At 63.3% G+C, this 21,215-nt stretch carries 26 protein-coding genes; 15 read left to right on the top strand and 11 right to left on the bottom strand.

From position 1 onward, the window contains the following. The first annotated feature begins 4 nt into the window (after positions 1 to 4). The 4 genes from trmD (at position 5) to RSE12_19175 (ending at position 2,735) form a co-directional block, all read left to right on the top strand. Positions 5 to 832, top strand: a complete 828-nt coding sequence (gene trmD / locus RSE12_19190; GenBank protein WRH62460.1) for a tRNA (guanosine(37)-N1)-methyltransferase TrmD — start codon at positions 5 to 7, stop codon at positions 830 to 832. 319 nt (positions 833 to 1,151) lie between these two features. Continuing rightward, the gene (gene rplS / locus RSE12_19185; protein ID WRH62459.1) at positions 1,152 to 1,526 is read left to right on the top strand and encodes a 50S ribosomal protein L19; all 375 of its coding nucleotides are present in this window, start codon (positions 1,152 to 1,154) and stop codon (positions 1,524 to 1,526) included. A 12-nt stretch (positions 1,527 to 1,538) separates the two neighbouring features. After that, entirely contained in the window at positions 1,539 to 1,760 is a 222-nt protein-coding gene (rpmE, locus tag RSE12_19180) for a 50S ribosomal protein L31 (GenBank protein WRH62458.1), read from the top strand. Between the two features lie 165 nt (positions 1,761 to 1,925). Continuing rightward, the gene (locus RSE12_19175; GenBank protein ID WRH62457.1) at positions 1,926 to 2,735 is read left to right on the top strand and encodes a division plane positioning ATPase MipZ; all 810 of its coding nucleotides are present in this window, start codon (positions 1,926 to 1,928) and stop codon (positions 2,733 to 2,735) included. Here RSE12_19175 and RSE12_19170 read toward each other — a convergent pair. Beyond that, a complete protein-coding gene (locus RSE12_19170; GenBank protein WRH62456.1) occupies positions 2,704 to 2,895 on the bottom strand; it encodes a hypothetical protein in 192 nt (63 codons plus the stop codon). The genes RSE12_19175 and RSE12_19170 overlap by 32 nt on opposite strands. A 185-nt stretch (positions 2,896 to 3,080) precedes the next feature. On the opposite strand from RSE12_19170, the gene RSE12_19165 reads away from it, so the two are divergent. Beyond that, positions 3,081 to 4,586, top strand: a complete 1,506-nt coding sequence (locus tag RSE12_19165; protein WRH62455.1) for a malonyl-CoA synthase — start codon at positions 3,081 to 3,083, stop codon at positions 4,584 to 4,586. A 117-nt stretch (positions 4,587 to 4,703) separates the two neighbouring features. Here RSE12_19165 and RSE12_19160 read toward each other — a convergent pair whose 3' ends face one another. Next, positions 4,704 to 5,051 (bottom strand): metalloregulator ArsR/SmtB family transcription factor, encoded by a 348-nt coding sequence (locus RSE12_19160; protein ID WRH62454.1) that lies wholly within the window; start codon positions 5,049 to 5,051, stop codon positions 4,704 to 4,706. A gap of 218 nt (positions 5,052 to 5,269) precedes the next feature. Here RSE12_19160 and RSE12_19155 point away from each other — a divergent pair, with 218 nt between their 5' ends. The 5 genes from RSE12_19155 to RSE12_19135 all read left to right on the top strand — a co-directional run bounded on the left by RSE12_19155 (position 5,270) and on the right by RSE12_19135 (position 7,832). Then, positions 5,270 to 5,602 carry an AtpZ/AtpI family protein gene (locus tag RSE12_19155; GenBank protein WRH62453.1) on the top strand — a complete coding sequence of 111 codons (333 nt, stop codon included), beginning with the start codon at positions 5,270 to 5,272 and terminating at the stop codon, positions 5,600 to 5,602. 1 nt (position 5,603) lies between these two features. Further along, positions 5,604 to 6,356, top strand: a complete 753-nt coding sequence (locus RSE12_19150) for a F0F1 ATP synthase subunit A (protein WRH62452.1) — start codon at positions 5,604 to 5,606, stop codon at positions 6,354 to 6,356. A 47-nt stretch (positions 6,357 to 6,403) separates the two neighbouring features. Beyond that, positions 6,404 to 6,640, top strand: coding sequence for a F0F1 ATP synthase subunit C (locus RSE12_19145; GenBank protein ID WRH62451.1), 237 nt, complete (start codon positions 6,404 to 6,406; stop codon positions 6,638 to 6,640). Between the two features lie 80 nt (positions 6,641 to 6,720). Further along, a complete protein-coding gene (locus RSE12_19140) occupies positions 6,721 to 7,269 on the top strand; it encodes a F0F1 ATP synthase subunit B' (protein ID WRH62450.1) in 549 nt (182 codons plus the stop codon). Positions 7,270 to 7,274: 5 nt separating this feature from the next. Further along, positions 7,275 to 7,832: a F0F1 ATP synthase subunit B gene (locus RSE12_19135; GenBank protein WRH62449.1), complete on the top strand. Its 558-nt coding sequence runs from the start codon at positions 7,275 to 7,277 to the stop codon at positions 7,830 to 7,832. Between the two features lie 60 nt (positions 7,833 to 7,892). On the opposite strand, the gene RSE12_19130 is transcribed toward RSE12_19135, so the two are convergent. From RSE12_19130 to RSE12_19120, 3 genes are all read right to left on the bottom strand, one after another. Continuing rightward, a complete protein-coding gene (locus RSE12_19130; protein WRH62448.1) occupies positions 7,893 to 8,660 on the bottom strand; it encodes an FCD domain-containing protein in 768 nt (255 codons plus the stop codon). Between the two features lie 101 nt (positions 8,661 to 8,761). Next, complete coding sequence (locus RSE12_19125) at positions 8,762 to 9,421, bottom strand: OmpA family protein (protein WRH62447.1); 660 nt, start codon at positions 9,419 to 9,421, stop codon at positions 8,762 to 8,764. A gap of 108 nt (positions 9,422 to 9,529) precedes the next feature. Continuing rightward, positions 9,530 to 10,381, bottom strand: coding sequence for a bifunctional helix-turn-helix domain-containing protein/methylated-DNA--[protein]-cysteine S-methyltransferase (locus RSE12_19120; GenBank protein WRH62446.1), 852 nt, complete (start codon positions 10,379 to 10,381; stop codon positions 9,530 to 9,532). A gap of 105 nt (positions 10,382 to 10,486) precedes the next feature. On the opposite strand from RSE12_19120, the gene nth reads away from it, so the two are divergent. Continuing rightward, complete coding sequence (nth, locus tag RSE12_19115) at positions 10,487 to 11,131, top strand: endonuclease III (GenBank protein WRH62445.1); 645 nt, start codon at positions 10,487 to 10,489, stop codon at positions 11,129 to 11,131. Further along, positions 11,128 to 12,111, top strand: coding sequence for an adenosine kinase (locus RSE12_19110; protein WRH62444.1), 984 nt, complete (start codon positions 11,128 to 11,130; stop codon positions 12,109 to 12,111). Before nth ends, RSE12_19110 begins: the two co-directional genes overlap by 4 nt. A 365-nt stretch (positions 12,112 to 12,476) precedes the next feature. On the opposite strand, the gene RSE12_19105 is transcribed toward RSE12_19110, so the two are convergent. Next, the gene (locus RSE12_19105) at positions 12,477 to 13,295 is read right to left on the bottom strand and encodes a sulfotransferase family protein (GenBank protein WRH62443.1); all 819 of its coding nucleotides are present in this window, start codon (positions 13,293 to 13,295) and stop codon (positions 12,477 to 12,479) included. 145 nt (positions 13,296 to 13,440) lie between these two features. Here RSE12_19105 and RSE12_19100 point away from each other — a divergent pair, with 145 nt between their 5' ends. The 3 genes from RSE12_19100 to RSE12_19090 all read left to right on the top strand — a co-directional run bounded on the left by RSE12_19100 (position 13,441) and on the right by RSE12_19090 (position 15,938). Next, a complete protein-coding gene (locus RSE12_19100; GenBank protein ID WRH62442.1) occupies positions 13,441 to 15,018 on the top strand; it encodes a DUF5928 domain-containing protein in 1,578 nt (525 codons plus the stop codon). Positions 15,019 to 15,023: 5 nt separating this feature from the next. Then, entirely contained in the window at positions 15,024 to 15,404 is a 381-nt protein-coding gene (locus tag RSE12_19095; GenBank protein WRH62441.1) for an HIT domain-containing protein, read from the top strand. A gap of 69 nt (positions 15,405 to 15,473) precedes the next feature. Further along, complete coding sequence (locus tag RSE12_19090; GenBank protein ID WRH62440.1) at positions 15,474 to 15,938, top strand: DUF1203 domain-containing protein; 465 nt, start codon at positions 15,474 to 15,476, stop codon at positions 15,936 to 15,938. Here RSE12_19090 and RSE12_19085 read toward each other — a convergent pair. The 5 genes from RSE12_19085 to RSE12_19065 form a co-directional block, all read right to left on the bottom strand. After that, positions 15,935 to 16,513: a YdeI/OmpD-associated family protein gene (locus RSE12_19085; protein WRH62439.1), complete on the bottom strand. Its 579-nt coding sequence runs from the start codon at positions 16,511 to 16,513 to the stop codon at positions 15,935 to 15,937. The genes RSE12_19090 and RSE12_19085 overlap by 4 nt on opposite strands. A 142-nt stretch (positions 16,514 to 16,655) precedes the next feature. Then, positions 16,656 to 17,015 (bottom strand): MmcQ/YjbR family DNA-binding protein, encoded by a 360-nt coding sequence (locus RSE12_19080; GenBank protein WRH62438.1) that lies wholly within the window; start codon positions 17,013 to 17,015, stop codon positions 16,656 to 16,658. After that, entirely contained in the window at positions 17,012 to 17,602 is a 591-nt protein-coding gene (locus RSE12_19075) for a YdeI/OmpD-associated family protein (protein ID WRH62437.1), read from the bottom strand. Before RSE12_19075 ends, RSE12_19080 begins: the two co-directional genes overlap by 4 nt. Further along, positions 17,584 to 20,424 carry a DNA polymerase I gene (polA, locus tag RSE12_19070; protein WRH62436.1) on the bottom strand — a complete coding sequence of 947 codons (2,841 nt, stop codon included), beginning with the start codon at positions 20,422 to 20,424 and terminating at the stop codon, positions 17,584 to 17,586. Before polA ends, RSE12_19075 begins: the two co-directional genes overlap by 19 nt. Before the next feature lie 51 nt (positions 20,425 to 20,475). After that, entirely contained in the window at positions 20,476 to 21,156 is a 681-nt protein-coding gene (locus tag RSE12_19065; GenBank protein ID WRH62435.1) for a DUF2459 domain-containing protein, read from the bottom strand. Positions 21,157 to 21,215 lie beyond the last annotated feature (59 nt).

The following is a 21,215-nucleotide window of genomic DNA, read 5'->3' as shown; positions in this document are numbered from 1 at the left end:
GCCGATGGACGAGGTGCCGGAGAAGGCCCCCGATCATGCCCCCGAGAAGCCCAAGTCGCATGGGCGGCTGAAGGTGCAGGTCACCGCTGTGCCGCGCGACCTGATGGAGGAGCCCCGGCATATCAAGGGGGCATGGGTGGCGCGGATCGTGACGCTGTTCCCCGAGGCCTTTCCCGGCACGCTGGGCCTGTCGCTGACGGGTAAGGCGCTGGATCAGGGGCTGTGGCGGCTGGAACCCATCGACCTGCGCCCCTTTGGCGAAGGCAAGCATCGCACGGTGGATGACACGCCTGCGGGTGGCGGGGCGGGCATGGTGCTGCGCGCCGACATCGTGCATCGCGCGCTGCGGCAGGCGGCCATCGGCACGCCCGCCGACAGGGCGCGGTGGCCGATCGTGTATCTGTCGCCGCGTGGCAAGCCGTTCGATCAGGCCCGCGCGCAGGATTGGGCGGCGGCGGATGGAATCACGCTGCTGTGCGGGCGGTTCGAGGGCGTGGATCAGCGCGTGCTGGACCATTGGGGGATTGAGGAAGTGTCGCTTGGCGATTTTGTCCTGACCGGGGGCGAGATCGCGGCGCAGGCCATGCTGGACGCCACGGTGCGGCTGCTGCCGAATGTGCTGGGCAATGCGGCAAGCACCGAGGAGGAAAGCTTCTCGGACGGGTTGCTGGAGCATCCGCAATTCACCCGCCCGCAGGTTTGGGAAGGGCGGGAGATTCCGGCGGTGTTGATGTCAGGCCATCACGGGCAGATCGCCAAGTGGCGGCGGGCCGAGAGTGAGCGGCTGACGGCAGAGCGGCGGCCGGATTTGTGGGAAAAGCGGAAGGGGTAAGGGTTCGTTGACGCTGCCTTGGGGCAAGGCGGGGTGAAGCCCACCCTGCGCCGTCGCGTTCCGCCCCTTTCCACCCTTGACCAAAGCCCCGTTCCGCCCCTATACGCGCCCGGTCCGGGGTGGTTTCACCGTTTGGACCCGATTCCTTTTGGCCTCTGCCTTCTTCGGCAGATTGCAGGACAAGGGGGCGGTGCATGAAAAGCAGGCCTGAACCTCTGGCGGGCGCATCCTTTGCGGGATGGCGGACCCGGTCGAAGACCGAGAGCTCTGGGGCGGCATCACCTCTGCGGATATACCGCAGGTATATGGAGACTTGGCGATGAACCTTATCGCACAGATCGAGGCGGAGCAGATTGCTGCCCTCGGCAAGACGATCCCGGATTTCAAGGCCGGCGACACCATTCGTGTCGGCTACAAAGTGACCGAAGGGTCGCGTTCGCGGGTGCAGATGTATGAAGGCGTCTGCATCGGCCGCAAGGGCGGGGCGACCATCGCCGCGTCTTTCACCGTGCGCAAGATTTCCTTTGGCGAAGGCGTGGAACGTGTATTCCCGCTCTATTCGACGAACATCGATTCGATCGAAGTGGTCCGTCGTGGCCGCGTGCGTCGTGCAAAGCTGTACTACCTGCGCGACCGTCGCGGCAAATCGGCCCGGATCGCCGAAGTGACCAACTACAAAGAAAAATCAGAGTAAGGAGCCGGTGCGATGAAAAAGGGCATTCACCCCGAATATCACATGATCACGGTCAAGATGACCGACGGCACCACCTTCCAGACCCGTACCACCTGGGGCAAGGAAGGCGATCAGATGGCGCTGGACATCGATCCGCTGGCCCACCCGGCCTGGACCGGCCAGTCGGCCAAGCTGATGGACACCGGCGGCCGTGTGTCGAAGTTCAAGAACAAGTACGCCGGTCTGGGTTTCTGATCCTTACGGACGTGCAAAGGTTGAACGCCGCCCCCCTGTGGGCGGCGTTTTACTTTGGGGCAAGGCAAGGAAGGGCTTGCGGATTTCCGCCAACTGGGCCTTATCCCTGTTCCGCGACCTGAGTTCTGCCGCGCGGGGCGCAGTCTGGTGTCGGGGGAAGGCCACATGGCGCATATCATCGTTGTCGGAAACGAGAAGGGCGGGTCGGGGAAATCGACCACCTGCATGCATGTGGGCACGGCGCTGGCGCGGCTGGGGTTCCGTGTGGGGGCGCTGGACCTTGATCTGCGGCAGCGCAGCTTTGGCCGCTATGTCGAGAACCGCCGTGCCTATATGGCGCGTGCCGGGTTGACCCTGCCCAGCCCGGACTATCGGGAATTGCCCGAAGTGGCGGCGGATGCGCTGGCCCCGGGCGAGAATGCCTTTGACGCGCGGCTTGCCAATGCGATTGCCGCGCTGGAGCCGGTATCAGATTTCATCGTGATTGATTGCCCCGGATCGCATACGCGGCTGTCGCAGGTGGCGCATTCTCTGGCCGATACGCTGATCACGCCGCTCAATGACAGTTTCGTGGATTTCGACCTGCTGGCGCGGGTGGACCCGGAAACGGGCAAGGTGAAGGGGCCGTCGATTTATTCCGAGATGGTGTGGAATGCGCGGCAGTTGCGGGCGCAGGCGGGGCTGAAGCCGATTGACTGGATCGTGCTGCGCAACCGGCTTGGCGCGCAGCAGATGCACAACAAGAAGAAGGTGGGGGCGGCGCTGGAGGAATTGTCGCGGCGGATCGGGTTCCGCGTGGCGCCGGGCTTTTCCGAGCGCGTGATCTTTCGCGAGCTGTTTCCGCGTGGGCTGACGCTGCTGGATCTGCGCGATACCGGGGTGGATCAGTTGAACCTGTCCAACATCGCCGCGCGGCAGGAAGTGCGCGATCTGGTGACCGAGCTTAGATTGCCGGGTGTTCGGGTGGATTTCTGACGCCGTCATGGCTGTGGCCCGTGAAGGGGCCAGTCTGCGTGGAGCGCAGATTTTCACGCGCGCCGATGCGTTGCAGGCGTTGGTCATAGGCAGGGTCGATCTGCCCGGCCTTGTGAGGCAGAAGCCCGAATTTTTCGAGCAGGCTGAGGCCGAATTCCATGTCCGTCTCCTCTCGGGCCGCGATTGGCTTGGAGTTGTGTGACAATCAGAATTCCAGCAAAGCACGGCAAGAAAGGGGCAAGGGTTGGGTCATTCCACGTCAGTACCGAAGGCCGGCTTGGATTGCGGGCAGGGTTGTGGCGCGTGCAAGCCCTGTGCCATGACGTGTGAAATGGGGGAAGACCGATGAAAAACATGCTGTTTGACGCGCTTTTCGCACCTTTGGTGGGGCGCGGGACGCCGCTTCTGATCCTGGCGGATGGGCGGACGATCAGCGGGGATGCGTTCCTGCGGATGGTGGCGCGGCAGGCGAATGCGCTGCGGGCGCTGGGGTTGGGCAAGGGCGACCGGATCGCCGCGCAGGTGGCCAAGACACCCGAGGCTTTGGCGATCTATGGCGCGGCGGTGGCGATGGGGGCGATCTTCCTGCCGCTGAACACGGCCTATACTGCGGAAGAGGTGGGCTATTTTCTGGGCAATGCGACGCCGCGCGTCTTTGTCTGTGATGGCGGCAAGGCGGGGGTGATGGCCCCGGTGGCGGCGGCGCATGGGGCGCGGTTGGTGACGCTGAACGCGGATGGGTCGGGGGAGCTGGCCGATCTGGCAGCGGGGGCGGCGGATCAGGTGCAGGTGGCCGAATGCGGGGCGGAGGATCTGGCGGCGTTTCTTTATACGTCGGGGACGACCGGGCGGTCGAAGGGGGCGATGCTGACGCATCGCAACCTGTTGTCGAATGCCGAGGTCTTGGTGCGGGAATGGCGGTTCACGGATCGGGACGTGCTGCTGCATGCGCTGCCGATTTTCCATACGCATGGGCTGTTCGTGGCGTCCAACGTATCGCTGCTGTCGGGCGGGGCGATGATCTTTCTGCCGGGATTCGAAGCCGGCGCGGTGCTGCGGCTGCTGCCGGAGGCCACGGTGATGATGGGGGTGCCGACCTTCTATACCCGCCTGCTGGAGGATGCGCGGCTGGACCGCGCGCTGGTGGCGCATATGCGGCTGTTCGTGTCCGGGTCGGCCCCGCTGCTGGCGGAGACGCATGTGGACTGGGAGGCGCGGACGGGGCACCGCATTCTGGAACGCTATGGGATGACCGAGACGAACATGAACACCTCGAACCCCTATGACGGGGAACGGCGGGCGGGGACGGTGGGTTTCCCGCTGCCGGGGGTGGAGCTGCGCATTCTGGCCGAAGGGCAGGAGGTTGGCCCCGAAGAGGTGGGGATGATCGAGGTGCGGGGGCCGAACGTGTTTCAGGGCTATTGGCAGATGCCCGAGAAGACGCGCGAAGAGCTGCGCCCGGACGGGTGGTTCATCACCGGCGATCTGGGGAAGCGCGATGCCGATGGCTATGTGCATATCGTGGGGCGGGCGAAGGATCTGGTGATCACCGGGGGGTATAATGTGTACCCCAAGGAGGTGGAATTGTTGCTGGATGAGGTGCCGGGGGTAGCGGAAAGCGCGGTGATCGGGCTGCCGCATCCGGATTTCGGCGAGGCGGTCTTTGCCGTGCTGGTGGCGAAGCCGGGCGCGGTGCTGGAGCCGGAGGCGGTGCTGGCGGCGATTGCGGACAAACTGGCGCGATTCAAGCAGCCCAAGGGCGCGGTTGTGGTGGACAGCCTGCCGCGCAACACGATGGGGAAGGTGCAGAAGAACCTGCTGCGGGAAGCCCATAAGGGGCGGTTTGCTTGAGGGGGGCGAAATCTGACGCAGATTTCGCGACGATTTCTGCACGCAGAAATCGCTGATGGGCGTCATGCCTTTGGGTTGGGGGCGGAGTTTGCGTCAAACTCCGGCGCGAAATCTGCGTCAGATTTCGCTGTCTTCGGGGAGTTCGGAGGCGAGGAAGCGTTCGAAGGCATCCAGATCGACCGGGTCGAACTGGCCGAAGCCCTGCATCCAGACCGATGCCGCGCGCAGGGCATCGGGCTCCAGCTTGCACCATTTCACGCGGCCGCGTTTTTCCTGCGTGATCAGGCCGGCATCGGCCAGCACGGCAAGGTGCTTTGAGATCGCGGCCAGCGACATGGCAAAGGGATGGGCCACATCGGTGACGGCCATGTCATCCTCCAGCAGCATCGTCAGGATGGCGCGGCGCGTGGGATCGGCCAGCGCGGCGAAGACGGTGTCGAGCGGATGGGGCGCGGGGCTGGTCATGCGGCATGTTTGGGGGGCGGGGGTGGGATCGTCAACCGTTTGGTTGAATATGCTGATAGGGCAGGATGTGGGGCACCGGGGGGTGGCTTGGCTTGTGGCGCCGGAAAATTATGCATTGAAAACAGATTGTTGGGGCAGGGTTTTGGCGGGATTTCGGTGCTTGACTCAGGCACCCCCCCTCCGTAGTTATCCCCCGACTGTTCTGGGGGCACCCAACCATGGCTGAAGACCCTGATCGCGAGCGTCTGCGGGCGCTTGAGGAAAGGATCGCCAAGGTGAAGGGCGTGGTCGAAGGACCCGCCAAGCGCCATCAGGACAGCCAGTATTCGCAGGCCAATCTGGCATGGCGGATGGTGGTGGAACTTGTGGCCGGTCTGGGGATCGGCTTCGGCATCGGATACGGGCTGGATGTTCTGTTTGGAACGCTGCCCATCTTCATGGTGCTGTTCATTTTCGCGGGTCTCGCGGCGGGTGTGAAAACCATGCTGAGATCGGCGAAAGAGGTGCAGGAACGCAAGGCGGCCGAGGCCGCCGAAGAAGGGGACGACTGACGTGGCGGAAGAGGCGCATAGCGAAGGCGGTCTGGTGTTTCACCCGATGGACCAGTTCATCGTCAAGCCGCTGTTCGGCGATGGTCCGGTGGAATGGTACACGCCCACGAACGTGACGCTGTGGCTGGGCATTGCGGTGCTGTGCACGGTGGCGCTGTTCGTGATGGGCACGCGCGGGCGGGCGATCATTCCGACGCGGGTGCAATCCATCGCAGAGCTGGCCTACGGGTTTATCTACAAGATGGTGGAAGATATCGCCGGGCCGGATGGCGCGAAGTATTTCCCCAAGATCTTTACGCTGTTCGTCTTCATCATGATGACGAACTATCTGGCGCTGATCCCGATGTCCTATAGCCCCACGTCGCATATCGCGGCGACGGCGGTTCTGGGCTTTGGCGTGTTCATCGCCGTGACGGTGCTGGGTTTCGTCAAGAACGGGGCGCATTTCCTTGGCCTGTTCTGGATGTCCGAGGCGCCGCTGGTGCTGCGCCCGATCATCGCGGTGATCGAGGTCATTTCCTACTTTGTGCGTCCGGTCAGCCATTCCATCCGACTGGCGGGCAACATCATGGCCGGCCATACGGTGATCAAGGTGTTCGCCGCTTTTGCCGGGGTGGTTGCCCTGGCACCGGTGTCGATCCTGGCCATCGTCGCGATCTATGGGCTTGAGGTGCTGGTCGCCTTTATCCAGGCCTATGTCTTTACCATCCTGACCTGCGTCTATCTGCGGGATGCCCTGCATCCCGGCCACTGAGGCGCCTGTCGGTTCTAATCAACAGCATTCCATCTAAGGAGAAAATCATGGAAGGCGATATCGCAAGCATGGGTCAGTTCATCGGTGCCGGCCTCGCCGCCATCGGGTCGGGCGTGGCCGCTGTCGGTGTGGGCAACGTGGCCGCGAACTTCCTGGCGGGCGCCCTGCGCAACCCGTCGGCAGCCGGTTCGCAGACCGCGACCCTGTTCATCGGTCTGGCCTTTGCAGAAGCTCTGGGGATCTTCGCGTTCCTCGTGGCACTTCTGCTGATGTTCGCCGTCTGATCTGACTTCGTATCCTTATTGGGGGGCACGCCGGGGAACCGGCGGCCCTTCGAAGTTCAAAGGGTCCGACGGAGGACAAGATGGCAACTGAATCGACTGCCGATGTGATCGGAGCCTGCGTGGATGCCAATGGCAGTGCCATTGGGATGCCGCAGCTGTGCGTGGAGTGGATGCCGAACCAGATCTTCTGGTTGGTCGTCGCGCTGATCGCGATCTATTTCGTCCTGTCGCGTATCGCGCTGCCCCGGATTGGCGGGGTTCTGGCCGAGCGCAAGGGCACGATCACGAATGACCTGACGGCAGCGGAAGAACTGAAGGCCAAGGCGGTGGAAGCCGAGAAAGCCTATCAGGATGCGTTGACGCGGGCGCGTGCGGAGGCTGCAAAGATTGTGGCTGAGGCGCGGGCCGACATCCAGAAGGATCTGGATGCCGCAACGGCGCGGGCCGATGCCGAGATCGCGGCGCGGTCGGCGGAATCGGAAAAGCGGATCGGCGAAATTCGTGCCGGGGCGCTGGAGGCCGTGACCGAAGTGGCGAAGGATACCGCCAAGGAACTGGTCAATGCGCTGGGCGGCAAGGCGGATGCGCGGTCGGTGACCGCGGCTGTGACCGCACGGCTGAAAGGGTGATGGCGATGAGAACGCTTCTGGCATTTCTGGCGCTGTCTGCCACCCCGGCCTTTGCGGCGGCGGGCAAGCCGTTCTTTTCGCTGAGCAACACCGATTTCGTGGTGAGCATCGGTTTCCTCGTCTTTATCGGCATCCTGCTGAAGTACAAGGTGCCGGGCAAGATCGTGGGGCTGCTGGACAGCCGCGCGGCGCAGATCAAGGCGGAACTGGAAGAGGCGCGCAGCCTGCGTGACGAAGCCAAGGCGCTGCTGGCATCCTATGAGCGCAAGCAAAAGGATGTGCAGGAGCAATCCGAGCGGATCGTTGCAAACGCCAAGGAAGAGGCGATGAACGCGGCAGAGCAGGCCAAGGCCGATCTGCAGGCGTCGATCGCGCGGCGGATGGCGGCGGCCGAGGATCAGATCGCTTCGGCCGAAGCATCGGCCATTCGCGCAGTGCGCGAGCAGGCGATTGCGGTGGCGGTTGCGGCTGCGGGCGATGTGCTGGCCAAGCAGATGACGGCAGAGGGTACCTCTGCCTCTATCGACGCGGCGATTGCGCAGGTGGAAGCCAAGCTGCACTGATCCGGCGGGTCAATTGGAATGGAAGGAACCCGGCCTTGCGCCGGGTTTTTTCATGGGCCGCTACCGGCCTTGTTCGTGTTCCAGCCTTTGGCGGGCAATGGATTCGTTGCGTTCGGCGCGGATCTGTTCGTTCAGTGCCGTTTCGACATAGGTGAGGTGGGCCTCTATCGCGCTGCGGGCGGCGGCGGGATCGCGGGCTTGCAGGGCGGCGTTGATGGCGCGGTGCTGATCCAAGAGCGCCTCGCGCGTGGTGCGGGCCTTGAACATCATCTGGCGATTGTAGAACACGCCCTGACGAAGCAGGTCGAACATTGACCGCATCATATGCAGCATGACGACGTTATGGCTGGCCTCGATGATGGCCATGTGAAATTCGGCGTCCAGCGCCGCCTCATCCGACGGGTCGCGTTTGCCATGGGCGGCTTCCATCTTGGCGTAGATGGCGTTGATGACCATGAGATCGGTGTCTGAGGCGAGGCGGGCCGCGCGTTCGGCGGCCAGACCTTCCATATCGCGGCGAAAGGCGATGTAGTCGAACACCGCTTCGTCATGGCGGGAGAAGAGGTCCACCAGCGCGGGGGCAAAGGCAGAACCCAGGACATCGGCCACGTAGATGCCCGCGTTGGGGCGTGCGACCAGAAGGCCGCGATCCTGAAGGTCACCCACGGCTTCGCGCAGCGAAGGGCGCGAGACATCCATCCGTTCCGACAATTCGCGTTCGGAAGGCAGGCGTTCGCCGGGGCGCAGGATGCCGCGCAAGATCAGAAGTTCGATCTGCCGGATCACGGTCTGCGACAGCTTTTCGGGGCGGACTTTGTGGAACGGCATGGCACCCCCAAGGATTGGTCGGAATTTATGACCAAAGCCGGGGGGCCACAATGAAAAAGGCCGGGCAGTGTGCCCGGCCTTTGACGGTGTGGAATGCGCGATCAGCGGGTCGGGCGGATGATGATTTCCACGCGACGGTTCTGCGCGCGCCCTTCGGGCGTGAGGTTCGAGGCGATGGGCTGATCCTCGCCCCGGCCAAAGGCCGTGACGCGGGCCGAGGGCACGCCGCTGTTGCGCAGCACGGACGCGACCGAAACAGCGCGGCGCTGCGACAGATCCTGATTGTAGCTGGCCGAACCGGTGTTGTCGGTGTGGCCGATGATCTGGATCTGGCTGTTGGGATAGCGCAGCAGGTTCTGGGCGACAGACTGGATGTCGCTGGCGAGGTCGGGGCGCAGCGAGGCGCTGTCGACAGCGAAAAGAACGTCCTGCGGCATGTTCACGACAAGGTAGTCACCCATGTTGGTGACGTTGAACTGGCCGTTGATGCCGCGCAGTTCGGCGGCCTGCTGGTCCAGCGTGGTGCCGATGGCACCGCCGACGATGGCACCAATGCCTGCGCCAACGGCGGTTTTCAGCACGCGGTCATCGCTGCTTTGCGAGCCGAGAAGGCCGCCAGCCATGGCACCGATCAGCGCACCCGACTGGGCGCGGGGGCCCATCTGCGGGGTGGTCTGGGTGGCATAGGGATCGGCCGGGACGCAGGCGGTGAGCGCCAGAACGGCGAATGCGGAAAGGATGAGGGGGGTCTTGAAGGTCATTTTGTCGCCTTGATCTATATCGCCCGCAGGTGCGGGTGCCGGATGTTCTTATACCAGTCTGTACACGCGCAGGATAGCACAGCCCCCGCTGCGGCGACATTCCGCGCATCACATTCCGGTGCGGGCAGATTCCCAGGCGAGGATCGCGCGCTTGACGGGCAGGCCCCAGTGATAGCCGCCAAGTTCGCCCGATTTGCGCAGAGCGCGGTGGCAGGGGATGAGGAAACTGATCGGGTTGCGCCCCACGGCGGTGCCCACGGCGCGCACGGCCTTTGGGTGGCCCACAGCGCCTGCCAGTTGCGAATAGGTGGTGACATGGCCTGTGGGAACGGACAGCAACGCCTCCCAGACCTTGATCTGGAACGGCGCGCCGATGAGGTGGATGGGAATTTCAGTCTGGTCGGCTATGCCGAAGGCGGAGTGGACCCAAGGGGACAGCGTTTCAGGATCAGTGATGTAGGTGGCCTTGGGCCAGCGGCGACGCAGGTCTTCGACGGCGGCCTCGGCCCCCATGTCGGTGGCAAAGCCCATGCCGCAGATCCCCTTGTCGGTGCCCATGACGATGGCAGGGCCGAAGGGGGTGTCGAACCAGCCTTCGCGGATTGTCAGCCCCTCACCACCCCGCGCGAATTCGCCGGGGCTCATCGCCTCCCAGCGCAGGAACAGGTCATGCAGGCGGCCTGTGCCGGACAGGCCGGTGGACAGCGCCGTATCCAGCACGGTGAACCGTTCAGCCAGCATCTGCCGGGCATGGCCGAGCGCCAGATACTGCTGATACCGCTTGGGCGAGATGCCGACCCATTGAGAAAAGACGCGCTGGAAATGGGCGGGCGACATGTCCATCTGCGCGGCGAGATCGTCGAGCGTCAGGGATGGACCGGCCGCGTCGATCACCTGCAGCGCGCGGGCGATGACGGCGTAATGATAGCTGGGGGATTGATGGTCGGTAAGATCGGGCATCGCTGTCTCCTGTAGCGGCAATCTAGGCGCGCGGGCGGCGACAGGCGACCCGGAATCTGCGCATCCTGACTTGCCCGCTGCGGCGCGGTCGCTTATGGCGGGGCGATGGCCAAGCAGCTTCCCTATGCCGCGATGAAGGAAATCTTCACCCGCTTTCACGCGCTGGATGCAGCGCCGGAAGGCGAGTTGGAGCATGTGAATGCCTTTACCCTGCTGGTGGCGGTGGCGCTGTCGGCGCAGGCCACCGATGTGGGCGTGAACAAGGCGACACGCGGGCTGTTTGCCGTGGCCGACAGTCCGGAAAAGATGCTGGCTTTGGGCGAAGACGGGCTGATCGGTTACATCAAGACCATCGGCCTGTTCCGCAACAAGGCGAAGAACGTCATCAAGCTGAGCCGCATCCTGATCGAGGAATATGGCGGCGAGGTGCCATCCTCGCGCGCGGCGTTGCAATCGCTGCCAGGTGTGGGACGCAAGACGGCGAATGTGGTGCTGAACATGTGGTTCAAGCAACCGGCGCAGGCGGTGGACACGCATATCTTTCGCCTTGGCAACCGCAGCGGCATAGCGCCCGGCAAGGATGAAACCGCGGTCGAGCGGGCCATCGAGGACCATGTCCCGGCCGAGTTTCAGCTGCACGCCCATCACTGGATGATCCTGCATGGCCGCTATATCTGCGTGGCGCGCAAACCCAAATGCGGCATCTGCCCGATCCGCGATCTTTGTATGTATGAGGAAAAGACCGAATGAAGACCTATGATGTCGTGGGCATCGGCAATGCCATCGTCGATGTGTTCAACCAGGCGGATGACAGCTTCATCGAGATGATGGGCATCGAAAAGGGCATCATGCAGCTGGTGGAACGCGAGCGGGGCGAGCTGCTCTATGCCGCGATGAAAGAGCGGGTGCAGGCACCCGGCGGGTCGGTTGCCAATACCATTGCGGGGCTGGGCAATCTGGGCCTGCGGACGGCCTTTATCGGGCGTGTGCATGATGATGCACTGGGGCAGTTCTATGCGCAGAGCATGACCGATGGCGGGACGGCCTTTCCCAATCCGCCGGTCGCGGGGGGTGAATTGCCGACCTCGCGGTCGATGATCTTTGTCTCGCCGGATGGGGAGCGGTCGATGAATACCTATCTGGGGATTTCGTCGGAGCTTGGGCCGGAGGACGTGTCGGATGATGTGGCGGGGGCGGCGACGCTGCTGTTCCTTGAGGGCTATCTGTACGACAAGCCCAAGGGAAAGCAGGCCTTTGAACGCGCGGCGAAGCTGTGCCAGAACGCGGGCGGGTTGGCCGGGATCGCCTTGTCGGACCCGTTCTGCGTGGACCGCCACCGCGATGATTTCCGGCGTCTGGTGAAGGAACTGGACTACGTCATCGGCAACGAACATGAGTGGGCGTCGCTCTATCAGACCGACCTGTCGGCGGCGCTGGAACAGGCGGCGGCGGATGCGGGGGTGGTGGTCTGCACCCGGTCTGGGGATGAGGTCATTCTGGTGCGCGGGGATGAGACGGTGACAGTGCCCGTCCGCCGCGTGGTGCCGGTGGATGCGACGGGTGCCGGCGACCAGTTCGCGGCGGGGTTCCTTTTCGGTCTGGCGACGGATCAACCGCTTGCGGTGAGCGGACGGATGGGCTGCGTGGCGGCGGCAGAGGTCATCAGCCATTTCGGCGCGCGGCCCGAGACGGACCTGAAGGCGCTGTTCCGCGCGGAAGGCCTGATCTAGGCCGGGGGGGCGGCTTGCTCGGGCCTGGCCCAAGGGGGCCAAGCCTTCGCGCGCCGCCGCTGCCGCGGAACAGGGTCCGACCGCGATGCTTGTGGCACTGTCGGATTTGGATATTTGGGCAGAGAAGAAATCAGCTTCGGTTCCGCAAAGCGGGCTAAGGATTTCGTAATCTTTGCCTGAGAAGATGTGCCTTGCGGTACAGGCTGGGAAGCCGATGACCGCCAGAGGAGAGACGGCACCCCGCGGCTGGAGCGATCCCCCGTCGGGGTGCCGGACATTCCTTGCTGAAATGCCCTATCTTCTCTGGAAAAGTACCCTCCGGGGGTCCGGGGGTGGAAAACCCCCGGGGGGCGGGTCTTGGCGGATCAGTCGCCCAGCTTGGCGTGAACCTCGTCCAGATCGACCTGGCCCTTGGGCATCTTGTTCGACGGATCGTCGAAATCGTATTTGAACAGTTGGAAATCGCGCTTGTAGATTTCCCACATCAGGTGATGCGACAGGTCGTCGAAATAGGCCTCGACCGGGTGAAGGCGTTTGGGGCCGTGGCCTTCGCTTTCGTTGAACCGGGGGATCTTCTTGAGGTTGATCTTGTGCTTGGTCTTGATGCTGTCGAGCACGACCTGCATGCCTTCATCGAATTTCTCGGTGAAGAAGATGTGGTCATAGCGCCCGCCATTCACGATGAAGGTCGAGATATGGCCTGACATGGCAGACCAGTGGATGTCCGGCTCCATCGGTTTCTTGAAGCGGATGGTGTCGCGGGCGAAGAGCAGAAAGCGGCGGAAGCTGGCGATCTGGTCGAATTCCTGCTTGCCGTCATCCCCGCCGACCTCGACCCCGTATTTCTGCACAAGCAAAGGCACGAGGTTGCCGCGATAGCGTTTTCCGTTGCGCTGGATGCCACAGATCTTGTCGAAGAACGACGACAGGATGCGGGTATAGGGGTTGCGCACGCAGGTGAAGGCAAAGGATTTGTGGCCCTTTACATTGGCCTCGATCAGGCGCTGGCTGTCTTCTTGCGCCCATTTGTGCAGGCCTGTGGTGCTGTCATGGATGTCGCCATCGAAGAAGCGGCCGTGATCGGAATAGAACATGATCTGACCGATGGACGAACAGGCGCATTTCGGCACCACGCGGTACACGACGCTTTCGCTTTCGGTCATCCAGGTGCCGGGAAAACCCATGTAGAAACTGCCTCCAACGCCGGGCGATCTGACGTGCCCTTGACCCAATGGCCACAAAAAAGCAAAGAAAAGCTGTTTATTCAATGACCGTTGACGTTATTTGTGCACTCAGTGACACTTAGCGCACCGTATCAGTCCGGATCCCATGGCCAAAATCGCCTACATTCTTTTGTGCCACAAGGATCCCGATGGCATCATCGCGCAGGCGCAGCGTCTGACGGCGGCTGGGGATTTCGTCGCCATACATTTCGACGCGCGCGCGCCGCGCGAGGCGTTCGACAAGATCCGCGCGGCGCTGGCGGCCAATGACGCGGTGACCTTTGCCCGCAAGCGCATCAAATGCGGCTGGGGCGCGTGGAGCCTGGTGGAGGCGACGCTGCTGGCGGTGCGGGCGGCGGTGGATGCCTTTCCGCGGGCCACGCATTTCTACATGCTGTCGGGGGATTGCATGCCGATCAAATCGGCAGAATTCGCCCATGCTTTCCTTGACCGGGACGAGGTCGATTACATCGAAAGCTTTGATTTCTTTACCTCGGACTGGATCAAGACCGGGATCAAGGAAGAGCGGCTGATCTATCGGCACTGGTTCAATGAACGCACGCATAAGAAGCTGTTCTACGGGTCGATGCAGGTGCAGCAGAAGCTGGGTCTGGCGCGGCAGGTGCCGGCGGATATCCAGATGCAGATTGGCAGCCAGTGGTGGTGTCTGCGGCGGCGCACTGTGGAGTGGGTGCTGGATTTCTGCGATCAGCGGCGCGATGTGATGCGGTTCTTCCGCACGACGTGGATTCCGGACGAGACGTTCTTTCAGACGCTGGTGCGCCATCTGGTGCCCGAGGCCGAGATCCGCACGCGGACGCTGACCTTTCTGATGTTCACCGATTACGGGATGCCGCTGACATTCTACAACGACCATTATGATTTGCTGGTCAGTCAGGATTACCTGTTCGCGCGCAAGATTTCGCCCGACGCCGATGATCTGAAGGAGCGGTTGGGCAAGCTTTATGCCGCCAAGGGCGTGCAGTTCACCATATCGAACGAAGGGCGCAGCCTGTTCCGGTTCCTGACCGGGCGGGGGCGGGTGGGCCGCCGCTTTGCGCCGCGTTTCTGGGAGCGGGAATCGTCGCTGGGGCGGGAACGCACGCTGATGATGGTGACCTGCAAGAAATGGCACGTCGCCAAGCGGTTGGTAGAGCGGGTACGCGATGTGACCAACCTGCCCGCGATGGATTACCTGTTCAATGAAGGATCCACCCCGCTGCCTGATCTGGGCGGCATCCAGACGACGCTGGAAAAGCGGACGCGGCATCGGCGCGCGCTGGTCCGGATGCTGTTTGATTACTGGCAATCGGACCGGCTTTTGTTCTGCATCGATCCGGCCAATGTGGACCTGATGCAGGATTTCTATAACGACAAGGCGCAGGTGCGGCTGTTGGAAATCGAATGCGATTTCACGGATGATTATCTGGTGGGCCATGCGCGGCGGGTGGGTCTGGCGGGGGACAAGACGCCCAAGGAAACCATTGACCGGCTGCTGCCCACGATCCGCTATGACGTGAAGTTTGAAAGCGACCGGCTGCGGGACGCCAACTTTGCCGGGTTCCATCGCATCCGGCAAAGTGCGAGCGTGGATGAAAACACCCTGCCCTTGGCAGAGTTCCTTGATATTCCTGTCGAAAAGGCGCGTGAGATCGCGGCGACAGGGCATCTTTTCGTGGATTGAGAGCTATGGCCCATACCTATGACGCGACCAATATCTTTGCCCGGATCCTGCGCGGCGAGATTCCGAACAAGACGCTGATCGAGACTGAGCACACGCTGGCCTTTCACGACATCAACCCGCAGGCGCCGCATCATGTGCTGGTGATCCCGAAGGGGCCCTATGTGACCTTTGATCATTTCTGTGCGGATGCCAGCGATGCCGAGATCGTGGATTTTCACCGCACGGCGGCCAGTGTCTGCGCCATGCTGGGGGTAAGCCTTGGCGATGGCGGTACGGGGTATCGCGGCATCACCAATGCGGGCGGGGATGGCGGGCAGGAAGTGCCGCATTACCACCTGCATATCGTGGGCGGCGCGCCGCTGGGGCGAATGCTGACGCGCCCCTGAAAGCGCAAGGATCGGGTCGATTGATGGCGGCCTGACGGGCAGGGTGGGTGGACCAAGGAGGGTTCACCGATGCTGCGATTTGTTCCGATACCGACCGAAATTGCCCGCGCCTATCAGGCGGGGGGTGCAGATTCCTATGGGCTTTTGCCCGAGCGGCAAGTGTCTGATGGGGGTGGGAACCCGTGCCGGCATTGCCTGCGGATGATCCCGAAAGGGGCGGGGCTGCTGGTGCTGGCGCATCGGCCCTTTGGCGCGCTGCAGCCCTATGCCGAGACGGGGCCGATCTTTCTGTGTGCCGATGCCTGCGCGGCGGGGGATGGGGTGGAGGTGCCGGAGATACTGGCGTCGCCGGATTACATCCTTCGCGGTTATGGGGCGGATGAGAGGATCGTCTATGGTACGGGCGGTGTTGTTCCGACCGGGCGTATTGCGGAACGGGCGGCGGAGCTGCTGGCGGATGCGCGGGTGGAATTCGTGCATGTCCGATCGGCGCGGAACAATTGCTTTCAGCTGCGGGTGGAGCGCGTGGATTAGCGGCGGAAGGGGCTGGGCCTGAGATTCTGCGCGGCCGATCCGGTGATGTCTGCGATCCGTTTTTCGCGCGTTTCCAATGTTTTGGCGGTTTTCAGCCATTCCAGCGTGCCACGCTTTATGCTGCGGGGAAGGGCGGTCCAGAAGACTGTGGTGCCGGACAGTTCAAGCGCAGTGGCGAGGTCGGGCGGCACCTCCAGCCGTTCGACATCGTCAAGAAAGGCCCACATGCCGTTTGCTTGTGCTGTGGTGATGAGGGCTTCGCCCGCCGCCGTCATGGCGCCCGAGGCGCGGGCGCGGAGGACATGAGCCTTGTTGATGGCGGACCAAGCGGATTTCGGATTTCGTCGTGAAATCAGGATCATGGAGAGGTCGGCGTCAAGCGTGCGGGTGACAGAATCGATCCAGCCCCAACACAGGAGTTCTTCCACCACCGGTTCATAGGCGAGGTAGTCGGGGTGGTGTTTCTTGTATGTGGCAAGCCAGACCGAGCCGTGGGTGGCGTGATTTGCGGCCAGCCATGTTCGCAGGTCGGCCCGGGTGCGGATGGTAAGGATCGGAGCGTCTTTGGCCGTCATCGGATGTGCCGTGCATTGTGCCGCATTCTGTGCAGCAGAGATTGGCCAAGCGCCAAGCGGCTGGGAAGGGATTTCTTCATCGGCAGCGTTGCGCCTGCGGGGCCGTTGATTTGGGTATTTGGGCCAAGATGAAGCGGCGGGGTCAGGGTTGTGGGTTGGTGGCGTCCCAGTTTTTGAGCCAGCGTTTGGGGGCGGCTTCGCGCCAGTGGCGGATCAGGCGGGGGCGGGCCCAGTCGGGATCGATCCGCCCGGCGCGGACGAGGACGAGGTTGTGGGGGGCGTAATGGGGGTGCAGGAAGAAGGTGGCGGGGTCGGCCTGCATCAGCATTTCGCGTTCCTCCCGGTCGGCCTTGAACACGGCGGCGTCTTCGTAGGGGGACCAGTAACACCAGAGCTTGCCATGCGCCTTGAGCGCTTCATGCCCCCAAGGGGTGGCAAGGGTAACTTCGGGCAGGTTCAGCCCGAGCGCGAAGGCGCGCAACTCGGGCCAGGTGGTGATCATGGGTTGAAGCCTTCGTCGCCGCCAAGCCCCGCGATGAATTCGGTGATGCGGCGGGCGCGGACAGAGGGGGATTTTGCGGTGGAAAGCCGGAAGGCCAGCGCAGCGCGGGCCTTGGCAGGCAGGGCGGTGAAGGCCGTTTGCGCGGCCTCGGAGGCGGCGGCGAGGGCCGTGAGGAAATCATCGGGGATGTCGGCGGGCTTTTCCGCCGCATAGGCCGCGGCCCAGCGGCCATCGGCCTGGGCGCGGGTGACCTCGGCCAGGCCCGGTTCTTCCATCCAGCCACCTGCGATCAGCTTTTCCGCCGTGGCGCGGGCCTTGGGTGACCATGGGCTGCCGGGGCGGCGGGGGGTGAAGCGGTGGAGCATGTGGAAGGGGCCATCGGGTTTTTTCTGCGCGTCGACCCAGCCCCAGACCAGCGCCTCTTCGACCGCCTGTTCCCAATCGATCGAGGCGGCCCCGGTGGCCTTTTTCGCGATTCGGAGCCAGACGTCCGTTGCCTTGTCATGGCGCATCGACAGCCAGAAGTTCCATTCATCCTGCGTGGCGAAGGTGAGGGGGGTGGGCTGTTTCAATGCGCTGCCGCCCATGTCTGGCCTTGGCCTGCCTCGACGATCAGGGGGACCTTGAAGTGGACGGCCGGGTGGGCGGCAGCCTCCATCACCTCTTTCGCGCGGGCGGCGAGGGTGGGGGCGGCGTCTTCGTCCACCTCGAACAGCAGTTCGTCATGGACTTGCAGCAGCATCTTGGCGGGCAGGTCGGCGATGGCCTGCGGCATGCGGATCATGGCGCGGCGGATCACATCGGCGGCGGTGCCCTGGATCGGGGCGTTGATGGCGGCGCGTTTGGCGAAACCTGCGGTGGGGCCTTTGGCGTTGATTTCGGGGGTGTGGATCTTGCGCCCGAAAAGGGTGGTGACGAAGCCCCGCGCCTGCGCCTCTTTGATGGTGGCGTCCATATAGCCCTTGATGCCGGGGAAGCGCTGGAAATAGCGGTCGATGAAACCCTGTGCTTCGGCGCGCGGGATGCGGAGGTTGCGGGCGAGGCCAAAGCCGGAAATGCCGTAGATGACGCCGAAGTTGATCGCCTTGGCCTGACGGCGGATGTCGGACGTCATCTGGTCAAGCGGGACGTTGAACATTTCCGACGCGGTCAGCGCGTGGATATCCAGCCCGTCGCGGAAGGCCTGCTGCAACTCGCGGATGTCGGCGATATGGGCGAGGATGCGCAATTCGATCTGGGAATAGTCGAGCGAGACGAGGAGTTTGCCCTTTGGCGCGACAAAGGCCTCGCGGATGCGGCGGCCCTCTTCCGTGCGGACGGGGATGTTTTGCAGGTTCGGGTCGGTGGAGGAGAGGCGGCCCGTGACGGCCCCGGTGATGGAGTAGGAGGTGTGCACGCGGCCCGTATCGGGGTGGATATGGTCCTGCAACGCATCGGTATAGGTGGATTTCAGCTTGGACAGTTGACGCCAGTCGAGCACGCGGGCGGCCAGGGTGGCAGCCTTTGGGTTGGTGTCTTCCAGTGTGGTGATATCCTCAAGAATATCGGCACCGGTGGCATAGGCCCCGGTTTTGCCTTTCTCGCCGCCCGGCACCTGAAGGCGATCAAAGAGGATTTCGCCCAGTTGTTTGGGGGAACCCACGTTGAAAGGTTCGCCTGCGATGTCCTGAATCTCGGCCTCTAGCCCCGCCATCTTTTGGGCGAAGGCGTTGGACATGCGCGAAAGCGTGTCGCGGTCGACCTGGATGCCTGCCATTTCCATATCGGCAAGGACCGGGACGAGCGGGCGTTCGAGGGTTTCATAGACGGTGGTGACATGGCCGCGGTGGAGCTGCGGCTTGAGGTGTTCCCAAAGGCGCAGGGTCACGTCGGCATCTTCGGCCGCGTATTTTACCGCATCGGCCACGGGGACGCGGTCGAAAGTGATGGCGGATTTGCCCGTGCCGAGCAGGGATTTGATCGGGATGGGGGTATGGCCCAGATGGGTTTCCGACAGGGCATCCATGCCGTGATTGTTCAGCCCGGCATGCAGGGCCGAGGACATGAGCATCGTGTCATCAAAGGGGGTGATGCGGATGCCGTGGCGGGCAAAGATCTTGAAATCGTATTTCATGTTCTGGCCGATCTTCAGGATCGACGCGTCTTCCAGAACAGGCTTCAGCGCGGCAAGCACGGTGTCCATATCCAACTGACCTTCGGCCAGTTTGGCGGAGCCGAACAGATCATCGGTGCCGGAGCGGTGGGTAAGCGGGATATAGGCGGCTTTGCCTGCCTCGACACAGAGCGAGATGCCCACCAGTTCGGCGCGCATTTCATCAAGGCTGGTGGTTTCGGTATCCACCGCCACATAGCCCCGGTCGCGGATCGTGGCGATCCATTGGTCCAGCGTGGCAATGTCGGTGATGGCCGTATAGGCCGCGTGGTCAAAGGGCAGTTGCGCGGCGTTCGCGGCGGGTTCAGGGTGGTTCATGTCGGTTCCCTTGCCTTCGGGCAAGGGTGCCGGGGGCGCCACTTTCAGGCTTTCGGCCACACGACGGGTGAGGGTGCGAAACTCCATCTGGTTGAGGAAGGCCATCAACGCCTCGGGGTCCGGAAGGCGGACCTCAAGATCATCGAGCGTCACATCAAGCGGCGTGTCGGCCTTGAGTTGGACCAGCTGCTTGGAGATGCGGATCAGGTCGGCATTGTCGATCAGCGCTTCGCGGCGCTTGGGCTGTTTGATTTCGCCAGCGCGTTCCAGGAGCGTTTCCAGATCGCCGTATTCCTGAATGAGCAGGGCGGCGGTCTTGATGCCGATGCCCGGCGCGCCGGGGACGTTGTCGACGGAGTCGCCCGACAGGGCCTGCACATCGACCACGCGGTTGGGGGCGACACCGAATTTTTCGAAGACCTCATCCGGGCCGATGGCGCGGGTTTTCATCGGGTCGAACATCATCACGCCGGGGCCGACGAGTTGCATCAGATCCTTGTCCGACGAGATGATGGTGACATCGCCGCCGGCCTTGGTCGCCTCGACTGAAAGTGTGGCGATGATATCGTCGGCCTCAAACCCCTCGGTTTCGATACAGGCGATGTTGAAGGCGCGGGTGGCGTCGCGTGTGAGGGGGAATTGCGGGCGCAGATCTTCTGGCAGTTCCGGGCGGTTGGCCTTGTAGAGCGGGTAGATGGTGTTGCGGAAGGTCAACGAGGAATGGTCAAAGATCACCGCCACATGGGTGGGCGCGCCGTTCGGGGCATCGGGGCCTTTGTTGCCTTCGAGATAGCGGAACAGGATGTTGCAGAACCCGGCCACGGCCCCGACGGGCAGGCCATCGGATTTGCGCGTCAGCGGTGGCAGCGCGTGATAGGCGCGGAAAATGAAGGCCGATCCGTCGATCAGGTGAAGGTGGCAGCCCTTGCCGAAGGTCATGGTCGTCTCCCTGGATTGGCGGGGATTATTGGCAGAAAGGCGCGGCGAGGGCTACCCGCTTTGGCCGGGAAGATGCCAGTCAAGCGAAAGGGTGACGGACCAGTTGGCGGGCGTCCAGAGGCCAAAGGGAATGCCCGCGGCGCGCAGGGTTTCGCCAAGCCAGACATTGCAGGTGCGCAGGGCATGAAAGCGGCCGGTGGCGGGGAAGAAGGCATCCTGCGGGGTGAAGCCGGGATGATCGAGCGGGGTGCGGCTGGCGAAGGTGGCGAGGGTTTGCGACAGCAGCGCCTGATACTGCGCCTCGGACAGGGTGAGAGTGCGCAGATTGTCCAGCGGGGGCAGGGGGCCGGTCACATCCAGCCGGATCACCGCGCTGTCGCCGGTGGCGGCGGTCAGGATGGCGGAGGGCGTGATGTCGGCATAGGTGCCGGCGGTGGTGTAGAAGGCCGCCGATCCCCAGCCGAACATCAGCCATTCCGCGCCGGGATGGTTGACCGGCACGCCCGCGGCTTCGGCAAAGGCAAAGCGGGCGCGGGTGTCGGGCGACAGGGGAAACAGGATATCAGTATGGATCGGCCCCTGAATGAGGCCGATGGTGCGGGCGGGCGGGCCAGAGGCCACAGGCCCCGGCCCGGGAATCAGCGGCAGGGTGAAAGAGGCCGCAATGTAAAGGGCGGGTAGGCCAAGGATCAACGCGGCAAGGTACAGGACGGGGCGTAGGAGGCGGCGCATGGGGATTTACCGCCCTGCGCCGGGGCAAGTGGGCTTGTCTGCCCGCCTTAGCGCTTGAT

This window comes from Fuscovulum sp. (genome assembly GCA_035192965.1).
Classification (GTDB): Bacteria; Pseudomonadota; Alphaproteobacteria; order Rhodobacterales; family Rhodobacteraceae; genus Paragemmobacter.
Note: the sequence above shows the minus strand (reverse complement) of the source record. Positions and strands in the feature narration are given on the sequence as shown.

Bases quoted from the DNA above. Each gene is read 5' to 3' on its own strand.
- trmD (WRH62460.1), top strand. From the start codon at position 5: ATGGACGAGGTGCCGGAGAAGGCCCCCGATCATGCCCCCGAGAAGCCC.
- rplS (WRH62459.1), top strand. From the start codon at position 1,152: ATGAACCTTATCGCACAGATCGAGGCGGAGCAGATTGCTGCCCTCGGC.
- rpmE (WRH62458.1), top strand. From the start codon at position 1,539: ATGAAAAAGGGCATTCACCCCGAATATCACATGATCACGGTCAAGATG.
- RSE12_19175 (WRH62457.1), top strand. From the start codon at position 1,926: ATGGCGCATATCATCGTTGTCGGAAACGAGAAGGGCGGGTCGGGGAAA.
- RSE12_19170 (WRH62456.1), bottom strand. From the start codon at position 2,895: ATGGAATTCGGCCTCAGCCTGCTCGAAAAATTCGGGCTTCTGCCTCAC.
- RSE12_19165 (WRH62455.1), top strand. From the start codon at position 3,081: ATGAAAAACATGCTGTTTGACGCGCTTTTCGCACCTTTGGTGGGGCGC.
- RSE12_19160 (WRH62454.1), bottom strand. From the start codon at position 5,051: ATGACCAGCCCCGCGCCCCATCCGCTCGACACCGTCTTCGCCGCGCTG.
- RSE12_19155 (WRH62453.1), top strand. From the start codon at position 5,270: ATGGCTGAAGACCCTGATCGCGAGCGTCTGCGGGCGCTTGAGGAAAGG.
- RSE12_19145 (WRH62451.1), top strand. From the start codon at position 6,404: ATGGAAGGCGATATCGCAAGCATGGGTCAGTTCATCGGTGCCGGCCTC.
- RSE12_19140 (WRH62450.1), top strand. From the start codon at position 6,721: ATGGCAACTGAATCGACTGCCGATGTGATCGGAGCCTGCGTGGATGCC.
- RSE12_19135 (WRH62449.1), top strand. From the start codon at position 7,275: ATGAGAACGCTTCTGGCATTTCTGGCGCTGTCTGCCACCCCGGCCTTT.
- RSE12_19130 (WRH62448.1), bottom strand. From the start codon at position 8,660: ATGCCGTTCCACAAAGTCCGCCCCGAAAAGCTGTCGCAGACCGTGATC.
- RSE12_19125 (WRH62447.1), bottom strand. From the start codon at position 9,421: ATGACCTTCAAGACCCCCCTCATCCTTTCCGCATTCGCCGTTCTGGCG.
- RSE12_19120 (WRH62446.1), bottom strand. From the start codon at position 10,381: ATGCCCGATCTTACCGACCATCAATCCCCCAGCTATCATTACGCCGTC.
- nth (WRH62445.1), top strand. From the start codon at position 10,487: ATGGCCAAGCAGCTTCCCTATGCCGCGATGAAGGAAATCTTCACCCGC.
- RSE12_19110 (WRH62444.1), top strand. From the start codon at position 11,128: ATGAAGACCTATGATGTCGTGGGCATCGGCAATGCCATCGTCGATGTG.
- RSE12_19105 (WRH62443.1), bottom strand. From the start codon at position 13,295: ATGGGTTTTCCCGGCACCTGGATGACCGAAAGCGAAAGCGTCGTGTAC.
- RSE12_19100 (WRH62442.1), top strand. From the start codon at position 13,441: ATGGCCAAAATCGCCTACATTCTTTTGTGCCACAAGGATCCCGATGGC.
- RSE12_19095 (WRH62441.1), top strand. From the start codon at position 15,024: ATGGCCCATACCTATGACGCGACCAATATCTTTGCCCGGATCCTGCGC.
- RSE12_19090 (WRH62440.1), top strand. From the start codon at position 15,474: ATGCTGCGATTTGTTCCGATACCGACCGAAATTGCCCGCGCCTATCAG.
- RSE12_19085 (WRH62439.1), bottom strand. From the start codon at position 16,513: ATGACGGCCAAAGACGCTCCGATCCTTACCATCCGCACCCGGGCCGAC.
- RSE12_19080 (WRH62438.1), bottom strand. From the start codon at position 17,015: ATGATCACCACCTGGCCCGAGTTGCGCGCCTTCGCGCTCGGGCTGAAC.
- RSE12_19075 (WRH62437.1), bottom strand. From the start codon at position 17,602: ATGGGCGGCAGCGCATTGAAACAGCCCACCCCCCTCACCTTCGCCACG.
- polA (WRH62436.1), bottom strand. From the start codon at position 20,424: ATGACCTTCGGCAAGGGCTGCCACCTTCACCTGATCGACGGATCGGCC.
- RSE12_19065 (WRH62435.1), bottom strand. From the start codon at position 21,156: ATGCGCCGCCTCCTACGCCCCGTCCTGTACCTTGCCGCGTTGATCCTT.